An 11443-nucleotide genomic window follows, 5' to 3' on the forward strand; every position below is an offset into this window, starting at 1 on the left:
AAACTCCAAAAGTCAGGCGCAGAAAGACACCCGGGCACTGCCCAGGCCATCGATGGTCAGAGAAAAACGGTCGCCGGCACGGGCCGGTTCCAGTGGTACCAGGGAGCCGGACAAGATGATTTCCCCGGCCTTGAACGGAATGCCGAAGGCGCCCAGGGTGTTGGCCAGCCAGGCCACCGCAGTCAATGGATTGCCCTGAACCGCCGAACCCAGGCCTTCGCTCAGGGGTTCACCGTTCTTGAACACACGCATGCGCAAGTTCGGCAGATCAAGCTCACGGGGATCGACCTGGCTGTCGCCCAACACGAACACACCGCAGGAGGCGTTGTCGGCCACGGTGTCCTGGATGCGGATGCGCCAGTCGTGAATCCGCGAGTCGACGATCTCGAAGCACGGCATCACGTATTCGGTCGCGGCCAGTACATCGGCCTCGGTGATGCCGGGGCCGACCAGATCATGCTTGAGCTTGAAGGCGATCTCGCCTTCGGCGCGGGGCTGGATCAGTTTGTTGGCGGACAGGGAAATCCGGGCATCGTCATCGAACGACATCTGCCGGGTGATGAAACCGAAATCCGGCTGATGCACGTTGAGCATCTGCTGCACTGCCGCCGAGGTCACACCGATCTTCTTGCCGACGATCTGGTCACCGGCCGCCACCCGACGCTCAATGGCGTACAGGGAAATGTGATAGGCGTCTTCAATGCTGATCGACGGCCAACGCTCGGTCAGTGGCGCCAGGGTCGAGCCGCTGAGCAGCGCCTGATAAAGCTCTTCGCCGAACTCACGGCGCAATTGCACGCTCATCCGCGGGCCTCCTGAAAAAATGCCAGGCACTGGCGGTTGAACAGATCACGGTGCTCGACCTGGACCCAATGCCCGCACTCGCTGAGCATCACGAAACGGATTTTGGTGCAGTTTTCAAGCATGGTCCGGGCACCGGAGGACGGGCAGAACTTGTCGTTCATGCCCCAGAAACCGAGGATCGGGCATTGCAGCTCGCCCAGGCGTGCGGTCATGTTCGGCACTTGCATGGTTGACAGCACACACACTGGCTGTTGCTGCACCACCGCCACCCGTTCGTTGACCGTTTCGTCGCTGATCAGGGTTTCGTCGAACAGTTGCAGGGCCAGCAGGCGACGCATGCCCGCCGCGTCGTTCAGTTCACCCTTGGCGAAAGCCGCACCCATTTTCTGGATGCCTTCCATCTGCAGGTAATACTGTTCCTTTTCCATCAGGCCACCGGGGGCCATCAACACCAGACGGCTGACCCGCTGTGGTTGGTCGAGGGCCAGTTTGATGGCGATCGCGCCGCCCAGGGAGTTGCCGACCAGCACGCAACGCTGGATATCCAGGGCGTCGAGCAAACCGCTCAGGGCGGTAACAAAGAAGTCCAGGGTGTAGAGGGTGTCGGGTTTGTCCGAGGCGCCGTAACCCGGCAGGTCAGGCACGATCACCCGGTAACCGGCCTCGGCAAACACCGGGTAGTTCTGCTTGAAGTTGCTGTGACCGCTGGCGCCCGGCCCGCTGCCATGGATGAAAATCACCGGCTCGCCGCTGCCGCCATCCTTCCCGCTTATATCCACATAGCGCAGCTGCAAACCATCCGGCAGCGTAACGAAGTGCCCTTGCGCTGAAGCGCCCATAAGGTGTCCTCCCGGCCTGTTGTTGTAGCCGGATTATTCCGACGGGCCGGCTGCGCAACATCGTCCGACAGGACTACGCCCCCTTACCTGTAGGAGCGAGCTTGCTCGCGAAAAACGCCAGGACACCGCGGGGCATCAGGTTTTACGCGTTATCGTTGACGCCCATCGTCGGAACGCCGCCCGGAGCAAGCTCGCTCCTACAGAAGTCTCTAGTCCCATCGGACGTTGGATTACAGGGACCACAGACCTAGCATCGACGGCATTCCCGAGCGACAGAACGAGACTCTCCCATGCTTGATCCAATGGACTTTCGCGGCAAAGTGGTACTGGTCACCGGCGGTGGCAAAGGCGTCGGGCGCGGCATCAGCCAGCGCTTTCTCGAGTGCGGCGCCGAGGTGGTGATCTGCGGTCGCGAAGCCCCGCAATCCTTGCCCGCCAGCGCCGGGCGCGAGGCGCTGTTCGTGCCCTGCGACCTGCGGGATGTCGAGCAATCCGGGCGCTTGATCGCGCAAATCGTCGAGCGTTTCGGCCGCCTCGATGTGCTGGTCAACAACGCCGGTGGCTCACCGAATGCCGACGCTGCCACGGCTTCGCCGCGTTTCAGCGAAGCGATCATCCGCCTGAATCTGATCGCGCCGCTTAACCTGTGCCAGCAGGCCAACCAGGTGATGCAGGCCCAGGCCGACGGCGGTGCGATCATCAACATCTGCAGCGTCAGCGCCATCCGCCCTTCTCCCGGCACCGCCGCTTATGGCGCGGCCAAGGCCGGTCTGCTGAACCTGACCACTTCGCTTGCGGTGGAGTGGGCGCCGAAGGTGCGGGTCAACGCCGTCACCGCCGGGCTGATTCTCACCGAGCAGGCGGCCATGCATTATGGTGACGATGCAGGCATTGCCCGGGTGGCGGCGACCATTCCGCTGCAACGCCTGGCGACCCCGCAAGACATTGGCGATACCTGTTTGTACCTGGCGTCGTCTTTAGCCCGTTATGTCAGCGGCGCGAATGTCGCAGTGCATGGCGCGGGTGAACGCCCGGCGTTTCTCGACGCAGCCCAATCTCATTCATAAGCCCCATTCACAAGAGGTGCTCCGACATGTCCGCGATTGCCCGCCACAGCGTACGGCTAGACCTTTCACCCCAAGCGGCCTGGGCCAAACTGCGCGACCTGAGCCTCGCCCCGCACTATGTGCCGGGGTTGACCGGTTGCCGGTTTCATCCCGGTGTGCAAGAAGGCCTCGGTGCCAGTCGCCGGGTGTTGCGCAAGGGCGGTCAGTATCTGGATGAAAGCGTGGTGCAGTGGCAGGAAGGCACAGGGTTCGTGCTGCGGTTGCACAAGGGCAGCAATGAATCGCCCTTCCCGTTTCGCCAGGCCAGCTTCAGTTATGCCCTGCAAGCCGAAGGCAACGCGACGCGCATCACCCTGCAAATGAGTTACAGCCTGCGCGGTGGCAGGCTGGCAGAGTGGTTGCTGGCCAAGGCCTTCAACAAGGTCGTGAGGCAGATTGCCGAAAACCTCAAGGCCTACTACGAAACCGGCCGCACGCAGAACCCGGATATGGCTGTCAGCACATCCAACATCAAAGTTGCCTGACACACCGCCATCGCGAGCAGGCTCGCTCCCACAGGGGATTGGGGGTGTTTGCAAATGCCAGGATCACCACAAAAACTGTGGGAGCTGGCTTGCCTGCGAAGAGGCCGGCACATCCAACATCAATGTTGCCTGACATACCGCCTTCGCGAGCAAGCCCGCTCCCACAGGGGATTAGGGGTGATTGCAAATGCCAGGATCACCACAAAAACTGTGGGAGCTGGCTTGCCTGCGAAGAGGTCGGCACATCCAACATTAATGCCGCCTGACACGCCGCCATCGCGAGCAGGCTCGCTCCCACAGGGGGATCGGGTTGTACGCTAATGCCAGGTTCACCACAAAAACTGTGGGAGCGAGCCTGCTCGCGATGAGGTCGGCACATTCAACATTGATGTCGCCTGACATGCCGCCTTCGCGAGCAGGCTCGCTCCCACAGGGGCCACCTCTGGGGCGAGCGGTCTTCAGGAACGCGCCACTTCCGAGTGAGCKGTAAAACGGGTGGCGACAATCTTCCACTGCCCGGCGACACGCTGGTAACGGTCCTCATAGAACCCACCCAACTGCCGCGTCGCCCCGCTCTCGCCATCCACGTTGAAATACCACAGGGCCCAACGGCCCTGGGCTTGATCTTCGTTCAGCACCTCGATTTCCGGGTTGGCACCATGATGCAGGTCGATCACCCGCTCATGGCAAGCCAGTTCGCGGTACAGCGCGACAAAACTGTCGCGCTCACGAAAGATCCCCAACGGACCGTAATCGATCAGCACTTCACCTTCGGCAAAGCAGTCGGCAATCACCTCGACCTGCTTGAGGTCGCAGGCATTGAGGTAACGATGCTTGAGCTGGCGGATGTCCTCCAGTGCTTCCAGGCGGGCGATCCGCTGTTCCAGATTCATGCTGCACCTCTCATTGTCACATTGACCTCACTCCAGAAGGCTTTCATCGAACGGATCTTGCCGTCGACATCGAACTCCATCACGTCGATCACATGCAGCGAGCACGGTTGCCCGCCCCACTCCATGTCGACCCGGAACGGCATCGCGCCGCAACCGCTGAGCGTCGCGCGCACCGGGCCGGTCCGGGTCGCCGAGACTTTTATCGAGCCCAGTCCTTCACGGTAAAAGCGCGCGATGGCGTCGATGCCCTGCAACGGCGCGTGGCCGACCGGGTCTTCAACCGTGGCGTTTTTGGCGTAGAGCGCGAGGATGCCGTCGATGTCGCCGGCATCCACCAGCTCCACATAACGCGCCATGCTCTCTTGCACATGCTGTGCGCTGATCATTCAGACCACCTCGAACAGGGCGGCGGCGCCCATGCCGCCACCGATGCACATGCTCACCACCACATAACGCAAACCGCGACGCTGGCCTTCGACCAACGCATGACCGACCATCCGCGCCCCGGACATGCCGAACGGATGACCGATGGAGATCGCCCCGCCGTTGACGTTCAGGCGCTCGGCCGGAATGCCCAACGTGTCACGGCAGTACAGCACCTGGCAGGCAAACGCTTCGTTCAGCTCCCACAGGCCAATGTGGTCCATGGTCAGGCCGTGGCGCTTGAGCAGCTTGGGAATGGCGTAGACCGGGCCGATGCCCATCTCGTCGGAATTGCAGCCGGCGACCGCCATGCCGCGATAGATCCCCAGCGGTTCCAGGCCGCGCTTTTCGGCCATTTTGGCGCTCATCAGTACCGAAGCCGATGCGCCGTCGGACAGCTGTGAGGCGTTGCCGGCGGTGATGAAACGACCTTTTTCGCTCCACTGACCGCCCGGCCACACCGGCTCCAGCGCCTTCAGGCTCTGGAGGCTGGTGTCGATGCGGTTGCACTCGTCGCGCAGCAGGGTGACGGACTCATGGCGGGTTTCGCCGGAGGCCTTGTCGACGATCATCTGGCGGCTGGTCAGCGGCGCGAGCTCGCGATCGAAGCGCCCGGCGCTCTGGGCCTGTGCGGTACGCAGCTGGCTCTGGTAGCTGTATTCGTCCTGTTCGTCACGGGAGATGCCGTAGCGCGCGGAGACGATCTCGGCGGTTTCGATCATCGGGATGTAGGCGTGCTGATCCAGCTCGATCACCGAAGCCGACTGGTTGCGATAGAGGTTCTTGTGCTTGTTCTGCACCAGGGAAATCGACTCCAGGCCACCGGCCACGGCGATGTCGATTTCGTCGCACATGATGCCTTTGGCTGCCATGGCAATACTCATCAGGCCCGACGAGCACTGGCGCTCGACGGCCATCCCGGCGACGGAAACCGGCAGGCCGCCGGCAATCGCGCACAGGCGCCCCAGGTTATAGGACTGGGTGCCCTGCTGCGCGGCGGCGCCGATGATCACGTCGTCCACTTCACCCGGCTCGATGCCGGCACGGCGCACGGCTTCGCGCACCACATGACCGCCCAGTTGCGGCGCTTCGGTGTCATTGAACGCACCACGAAAGGCTTTGCCGATCGGAGTACGGGCGGTCGAAACGATGACGGCTTCTTTCATGCTGGATTCCTCGAAAATTCTGTTGAAGGTCAGGCCGGGTAATAGCGGCTGATGGTGTCGACCACGCAGCCGGGGCGTTCTTCACCGTCGATTTCAACGCTGACGCGGATGGTCGCCTGCACGCCGCCCTTCACTTCCTCGACAGCGATCAATTGCGCGCTGCCGCGAACCCGCGATCCGACGCGCACCACCGAGGGGAAGCGCACCCGCTCGCAGCCGTAATTGACGCCCATGGCCAGGCCACGGACTTCGACGATCTGCGGTAAGAACAGATTGACCAGCGACAGGCTCAGGTAGCCATGGGCAATGCATGCGCCAAACGGGCCGCTGGCGGCCTTGAGCGGATCGACGTGAATCCACTGGTGATCGCCGGTGGCGTCGGCAAACCGGTCGATGCGGTCCTGCTCCAGCAAAAGCCAGTCGCTGACGCCGAGTGATTCGCCCACGGCGTCGAACAAGGCCATCGGCGTGTCGAAAATACGTGGCATGGTCACGCCCTCTGGCTGGACACCGACAACACTTCGCCGGTCATGTAGGAGCTGTAGTCGCTGGCCAGGAACATCATCACGTTGGCCACTTCCCAGACTTCGGCGGCACGGCCGAACGCTTCGTTGGCGGCGAGTTGATCGAGCACCGCCTGGGGCGCGGATTTGCGCAGGAAATCGTGCAGGGCAATGCTCGGGCTGACCGCGTTGATGCGGATGCCGTAGTCAGCCGCCTCGACTGCTGCGCAGCGGGTCAGCGCCATCACGCCGGCCTTGGCGGCGGCGTAGTGCGACTGTTCTTTCTGCGCGCGCCAACCCAGCACCGAGGCGTTATTGACGATGACTCCGGCACGCCGCTCCATCATTTTCGGCAGCATGGCACGGGTCATGCGCATGGTGCCGGTGAGCGTCACATCCAGCACCCGGTTCCACTCTTCGTCGCCCATCTCCACCAGCAAGCGCGAGCCGCCAAGACCGGCGTTGTTGATCAGCACATCGACGCCTTGCAGGTCCCGCTCGGCGCAGGCAATCAGTTGCTGCACCTGGGCTTCATCGGCGACGTTGCAGACCTGGCCGAAGACCTGTTGCAGCCCGGTGGTTTCGCGGATTTTCACCACCGCCTCGGCCAGGCGGCCTTCGTGGATATCGCTGATCATCAGCGCGCGGCAACCTTCCTCGGCGGCGCGCACGGCAGCGGAAAAACCGATCCCGGCGCCTGCGGCGGCGGTGATCAGCACCGACTTGCCGCGCAGCAGGCCGCGACCTTCAACATATTGAGGTACAGACATGAACTCTCTCCTTTCAGGCGCGCGGACGCGGCTCTTTGGGCATGCCCAAGGCACGCTCGGCGATGATGTTGCGCTGGATTTCGTTGCTGCCGCCGTACAGGGTGTCGGCGCGGCTGAACAGGTACAGCGACTGCAACCGGGTCAGTTGGTAGGGCGCGGCTTCGAGCAATTCCGCCTCGGCGCCGAGCACGTCCATCGCCAACTTGCCGAGGCTGGCGTGCCAGGTCGACCAGAACAGCTTGTAGATGGTCGCCTCCTTGCGCAGCGAACCGTCCTGGCTACCCGAGAGCATGCGCAGCGAGTTGTAGCGCATGATCCGCAACCCGCTCCAGGCTTCGGCCAGGCGCTGGCGCAGGATCGGATCGCGGTCGGCACCGTTGGCGCGGGCAATGGCGATGATTTCGTTGAGTTCGTTCTGAAACTGCATCTGCTGGCCGAGGGTCGACACACCGCGCTCGAAACCCAGCAGCGCCATGGCGATCTTCCAGCCTTCGCCCGGCGCGCCGATGATGTTGGCGGCGTCGGTGCGGGCATCGTCGAAGAACACTTCGTTGAATTCCGAGGTGCCGGTCAGTTGCTCGATGGGCMGCACGGTGATTTGCGCCTGAGCCATCGGCACCAGCAGGAACGACAGGCCGCGATGGCCGACACTGCCCGGCTCGGTGCGGGCAATCACGAAACACCAGTCCGACTCATGGGCCAGGGACGTCCAGACTTTTTGCCCGTTAATCACCCAACTGCCCGTCGCTTCATCCAGCACGGCACGGGTCTTGACGTTGGCCAGGTCGGAACCGGCGCCCGGCTCTGAATAGCCCTGGCACCAGAAAGACGTGCCGCTGACGATTCCCGGCAAAAACCGCTGTTGCTGCTCAACCGTGCCGAATGCGGCGATGGTCGGCCCGGCCAGCCCTTCACCAATATGCCCCATGCGGCCGGGGCCACCGGCGCGGGCGTATTCTTCGTGGAAAATCACCTGCCGGGTGATCGACAGTCCGCGCCCGCCGTGCTCCGGCGCCCAGCCGACGCAGGTCCAGCCGCCCTCGGCGAGTTTGCGTTCCCAGGCTTTGCGCTCCTCGGGAAACATGTGTTCATCGCCCGGGCCGCCGCGAAAACGCAGGGCCTCGAACTCACCGCAAAGGTTGGCACTCATCCAGTCGGCGACTTCCCGGCGGAAGCGTTCGTCCTGCTCGCTGAAACTGATTTTCATGGCTGCTCTCCAAGAATCACCGCGGCAATCCGCTCGCGATGCCAGGCCGGTAGCCCGAGGAAGCTCTCGCTGGCGCGGGCGCGCTTGAAGTAGAGGTGCGGGTCGTATTCCCAGGTGAAACCGACGCCACCATGCAACTGGATCGACTCGGACGCGCAGTGGAAGTAGGTTTCAGAGCACTGCGCCTTGGCCAGCGCCGCCGCCAGCGGCAGTTCGGCCGCCACCTGCGGATCACCCTGCGGATCGAGGACTTCCTGGGCCACGCACGCGGCGTAATAACTGGCCGACCGCGCGCATTCGACTTGCAGCATCATGTCGGCGGCGCGGTGTTTGAGGGCCTGGAAACTGGCAATCGGGCGACCGAACTGCTGGCGTTCCTGCATGTAGGCCACGCTCAGGTCGAGCACCTGCTGCGCGCCACCGGTCTGCTCGGCGGCCAGGCCGATGCAGGCCAGTTGCAGGACCTGCTCAAGATGCGGCCAGCCGTTACCGAATTCACCCAGCAGCGCGTCAGCTTCAAGGTACAGGCCCTTGAGCTGGATCCGCGCCTGGCGCCGGGTCTGGTCCATGGTCGGCAGCATTTGCCGCTCGATGCCGGCCCGCTCGGCGCTCACGGCAAACAGGCTGATGCCCGCCTCGCCGGTCGAACCGGGTTGCCGTGCGGCAATGACCAGAAGGTCGGCACCATGCCCGTCGAGCACATGCTTGAGGGTACCGTCGAGGACAAACCCGTCACCCTCGGCCACCACCGTTGCCTGGACGTCGTCGGCCGACCAGTCGTTGGCACTGCTGAACGCCAGGGTCGCGGTCACGCTGCCGTCGGCGATCGAGGGCAACCAGCGCTGCTTCTGTTCGTCATTGGCGGCCAGCAACAATGCGGGGGTGGCCATGCAGGCGGTGGCGAAAAACGGCGAGCACAGCAATCGCCGGCCCATCTGTTCCAGCAGGATCGCCAGCTCGACAAAGCCCAGCCCAAGGCCACCATAAGTTTCGGGGATATGAATCGCCGGCCAGTACATTTCCTGGCACAGACGCTGCCAGAGGGCTTCGTCAAAACCCCGTTCGCTGACCATTGCCGCGCGCACGGCGGCAGAATCCGAGACATCGGCGAGGAAGCCCTCGGCCGATGCGCGGATCATTTCCTGTTCGTCGCTGAATGCAAACTCCATCGCGGCGCCTTCTGCTCGTTTGGCGGGGCGCGCGTGGCGCAACACCCCTTTGAGCATGAAGTTTGGCGCCGGCCGGACGCGGCAGAATCGTTAGCCCTGCCTAGTCCGAACGGGTGATGTGGTGGCACAAGTGTTCGGCTGCGAAGCCGATCAGCGACAGTCTCCGCCCATGCGCACCAGCAGCGCTGAACGGTGTGGATTGAGGTACGGGTTGATTTCACCGACCTGGCATGACGCCAGGTTCTGCAGTTCCGGTGCGAGGGGTTCCTGCACAAACAGCAGCCCCGCCGGACGGGATTCGGCTTGCAACTGCGCCACCGTCAGCGGCGCCACCGGCCGGCCCATGTAATAGACCAGACGGATATCCGGCTCACCGAGGGTATAAGCCTTCTGCCCCGGCTGCCCGTCGGCCAGCGTGGCAATCTGCTCAAGACCGTCAACCCGGTGCGACAGCACCCGTGCTTCGACGAACATGTAGAACACCACGAACCCGGCCAGCATCACGTAGGGCACAACGGCCAGGACCGTGCGCCAGCGTCCCTTCAGGTCATCGAGCAGCGCCGACCAGTGCATCGCCAGCAGCAACGCCATGGACGGGTAAACCGGCAACAGGTACTTGCCATGCTTTTCGGTGAACAGGGAAAACACCAGCAGCGGCAACAGGCTGCAGCACAGCAGCATGCCGGCCTCGCGGCGCGAGCGGATCATTGCCCAGAACTTGCGCGGCTGCACAAACACGATCAGCCAGAACGGGAAGAAATCACCGGCCAGGTACAGCAGATAGGCATACCAGGCCTCGGCGCCCTGCCCGTCGATCTTCTTCACGATGTCTTCGCTGATGATCGAGGCCCAGATGCCCCAGCCCTGACTCACCGACACCGCCAGATACCAGGAACTGCCCAGCACCACGGCAATCAGCCAGCCCCAACCGTCACACAGATACGCCTTGGCCCGCGCATCGCGATAGATCAAGGCATAGGCCAGGATCGGCGCCGTCACCCACAACAGGCAAACCGGTCCTTTGGTCAGCAGTGCACAACCCAGCAGCACGTAGCTGAGCCGGCTCCACAAGACCCGGCCTTGCTGGAAGATGAATTGCCAGGCCGCCAGCAGCGCGCCGAAACACAGCAGGGTCAACACCATCTCGATTTCCGAGCGCCGTGCAAACAGGCTGAACGCACCGTTCGCGGCCAGGAACACCACGGCGAACAGACCGACCTGCCGCCCCGCCTGCCGGACGCCGTACAGGTAGGTGCCAAAACAGCACAAGGCGGCGGCCAACGCCGAAGGCAGGCGCACGCTCCACTCGGACAAGCTGCCCAGCACCGCCGTCGAAACCAGGCCGGCCCAATAGAAAAACGGCGGCTTGGACAAGTACAAGTCGCCGTTCATGTAAGGCAGCAGCCAGCTGCCTGCCTCGCGCATTTCACGCATGGTAACGGCGCGGCGGGCCTCGTTGACACTGAGGAACGGCACGCTGYCCAGCCCCCAGAAAAACAGCAACGCAATCGCGATGGCCACAAGCAACGTAATATTCCGGGTCGATAACGATCCGCGCATGACCTACTCCTTCAGGTGTTTGCTTTTTTTGATCAATTGCAGGTTGCGAAAGTAGACGATGGAGCCAAACGCCTGACCGGCGATGAACACCGGGTCTTCGCGGTAAATGGCATAGGCGAGCAACAAGGTGCTGCCGACGATGCTCAGGTACCAGAAGCTCACCGGAATGATGCTGCGTTTCTTGTATTCGCTGTACAACCACTGCAGGACAAACCGCCCGGTAAAGGCGATCTGGCCGGCAAAGCCGACGATCAGCCACAAGGCTTCACGGGAGATGTTCATCCTTCGATCTCCTGGGCAATGGTGTTCAGCCGCGTGCGCTTGATCAGCCACCAGACACCGAACAAATCGAGAATGCCCACCAGCGCGCGGTCGAGGTTGCCGTATTTCGACACCCCGGCCGTGCGATGCCGGTGGTTGACCGGGTGCACGATCATGCGGCCGTTATGGCGCTGGATCAGCGCTGGAATATAGCGATGCATGTGGTCGAAGTACGGCAGGCGCAAAAACGCCGCGCG

At 62.9% G+C, this 11443-nt stretch carries 13 protein-coding genes and 1 pseudogene; 2 read left to right on the forward strand and 12 right to left on the reverse strand.

The window, feature by feature from the left end; translation table 11 throughout:
* Positions 1–12 precede the first annotated feature (12 nt).
* Positions 13–804 carry a fumarylacetoacetate hydrolase family protein gene (locus tag AB4Z35_RS25570; protein WP_007997182.1) on the reverse strand — a complete coding sequence of 264 codons (792 nt, stop codon included), beginning with the start codon at positions 802–804 and terminating at the stop codon, positions 13–15.
* Positions 801–1643 (reverse strand): alpha/beta fold hydrolase, encoded by an 843-nt coding sequence (locus AB4Z35_RS25575; RefSeq protein ID WP_442100115.1) that lies wholly within the window; start codon positions 1641–1643, stop codon positions 801–803. The genes AB4Z35_RS25570 and AB4Z35_RS25575 overlap by 4 nt, the downstream gene beginning before the upstream one ends.
* A 290-nt stretch (positions 1644–1933) precedes the next feature.
* Here AB4Z35_RS25575 and AB4Z35_RS25580 point away from each other — a divergent pair, with 290 nt between their 5' ends.
* Positions 1934–2710 (forward strand): SDR family oxidoreductase, encoded by a 777-nt coding sequence (locus tag AB4Z35_RS25580; protein ID WP_442100117.1) that lies wholly within the window; start codon positions 1934–1936, stop codon positions 2708–2710.
* A 26-nt stretch (positions 2711–2736) separates the two neighbouring features.
* Complete coding sequence (locus AB4Z35_RS25585; RefSeq protein WP_442100118.1) at positions 2737–3234, forward strand: SRPBCC family protein; 498 nt, start codon at positions 2737–2739, stop codon at positions 3232–3234.
* 458 nt (positions 3235–3692) lie between these two features.
* On the opposite strand, the gene AB4Z35_RS25590 is transcribed toward AB4Z35_RS25585, so the two are convergent.
* From AB4Z35_RS25590 to AB4Z35_RS25635, 10 genes and pseudogenes are all read right to left on the reverse strand, one after another.
* Positions 3693–4127, reverse strand: a complete 435-nt coding sequence (locus tag AB4Z35_RS25590) for a nuclear transport factor 2 family protein (protein WP_007997188.1) — start codon at positions 4125–4127, stop codon at positions 3693–3695.
* On the reverse strand, positions 4124–4513 hold the full coding sequence (locus AB4Z35_RS25595) for a steroid Delta-isomerase (protein ID WP_442100119.1): 390 nt from the start codon (positions 4511–4513) through the stop codon (positions 4124–4126). Before AB4Z35_RS25595 ends, AB4Z35_RS25590 begins: the two co-directional genes overlap by 4 nt.
* Entirely contained in the window at positions 4514–5716 is a 1203-nt protein-coding gene (locus AB4Z35_RS25600) for an acetyl-CoA C-acyltransferase (RefSeq protein WP_442100121.1), read from the reverse strand.
* A gap of 29 nt (positions 5717–5745) precedes the next feature.
* The gene (locus AB4Z35_RS25605) at positions 5746–6204 is read right to left on the reverse strand and encodes a MaoC family dehydratase (protein WP_442100123.1); all 459 of its coding nucleotides are present in this window, start codon (positions 6202–6204) and stop codon (positions 5746–5748) included.
* Positions 6205–6206: 2 nt separating this feature from the next.
* Positions 6207–6989, reverse strand: a complete 783-nt coding sequence (locus AB4Z35_RS25610) for an SDR family oxidoreductase (RefSeq protein WP_204934507.1) — start codon at positions 6987–6989, stop codon at positions 6207–6209.
* A gap of 13 nt (positions 6990–7002) precedes the next feature.
* Positions 7003–8196: an acyl-CoA dehydrogenase family protein gene (locus tag AB4Z35_RS25615; RefSeq protein WP_442100124.1), complete on the reverse strand. Its 1194-nt coding sequence runs from the start codon at positions 8194–8196 to the stop codon at positions 7003–7005.
* The gene (locus AB4Z35_RS25620; RefSeq protein ID WP_442100125.1) at positions 8193–9365 is read right to left on the reverse strand and encodes an acyl-CoA dehydrogenase family protein; all 1173 of its coding nucleotides are present in this window, start codon (positions 9363–9365) and stop codon (positions 8193–8195) included. The genes AB4Z35_RS25615 and AB4Z35_RS25620 overlap by 4 nt, the downstream gene beginning before the upstream one ends.
* A gap of 150 nt (positions 9366–9515) precedes the next feature.
* The gene (locus AB4Z35_RS25625) at positions 9516–10925 is read right to left on the reverse strand and encodes an ArnT family glycosyltransferase (protein ID WP_442100127.1); all 1410 of its coding nucleotides are present in this window, start codon (positions 10923–10925) and stop codon (positions 9516–9518) included.
* Positions 10926–10928: 3 nt separating this feature from the next.
* Positions 10929–11207 (reverse strand): lipid-A-disaccharide synthase N-terminal domain-containing protein, encoded by a 279-nt coding sequence (locus tag AB4Z35_RS25630; RefSeq protein ID WP_204934500.1) that lies wholly within the window; start codon positions 11205–11207, stop codon positions 10929–10931.
* Positions 11204–11443 (reverse strand): annotated as a pseudogene (locus AB4Z35_RS25635) (dolichol-phosphate mannosyltransferase); the annotation flags it as partial. The gene AB4Z35_RS25630 and the pseudogene AB4Z35_RS25635, both read right to left, overlap by 4 nt.

It is taken from the genome of Pseudomonas sp. KB_15, from assembly GCF_052114525.1.
Taxonomy (GTDB): Bacteria; Pseudomonadota; Gammaproteobacteria; order Pseudomonadales; family Pseudomonadaceae; genus Aquipseudomonas.

What these genes read in the sequence shown, in the direction of transcription:
- AB4Z35_RS25630 (WP_204934500.1), bottom strand. Translation starts at nt 11,207, where the DNA reads ATGAACATCTCCCGTGAAGCCTTGTGGCTGATCGTCGGCTTTGCCGGC.
- AB4Z35_RS25600 (WP_442100121.1), bottom strand. Translation starts at nt 5,716, where the DNA reads ATGAAAGAAGCCGTCATCGTTTCGACCGCCCGTACTCCGATCGGCAAA.
- AB4Z35_RS25570 (WP_007997182.1), bottom strand. Translation starts at nt 804, where the DNA reads ATGAGCGTGCAATTGCGCCGTGAGTTCGGCGAAGAGCTTTATCAGGCG.
- AB4Z35_RS25585 (WP_442100118.1), top strand. Translation starts at nt 2,737, where the DNA reads ATGTCCGCGATTGCCCGCCACAGCGTACGGCTAGACCTTTCACCCCAA.
- AB4Z35_RS25605 (WP_442100123.1), bottom strand. Translation starts at nt 6,204, where the DNA reads ATGCCACGTATTTTCGACACGCCGATGGCCTTGTTCGACGCCGTGGGC.
- AB4Z35_RS25580 (WP_442100117.1), top strand. Translation starts at nt 1,934, where the DNA reads ATGCTTGATCCAATGGACTTTCGCGGCAAAGTGGTACTGGTCACCGGC.
- AB4Z35_RS25595 (WP_442100119.1), bottom strand. Translation starts at nt 4,513, where the DNA reads ATGATCAGCGCACAGCATGTGCAAGAGAGCATGGCGCGTTATGTGGAG.
- AB4Z35_RS25620 (WP_442100125.1), bottom strand. Translation starts at nt 9,365, where the DNA reads ATGGAGTTTGCATTCAGCGACGAACAGGAAATGATCCGCGCATCGGCC.
- AB4Z35_RS25575 (WP_442100115.1), bottom strand. Translation starts at nt 1,643, where the DNA reads ATGGGCGCTTCAGCGCAAGGGCACTTCGTTACGCTGCCGGATGGTTTG.
- AB4Z35_RS25610 (WP_204934507.1), bottom strand. Translation starts at nt 6,989, where the DNA reads ATGTCTGTACCTCAATATGTTGAAGGTCGCGGCCTGCTGCGCGGCAAG.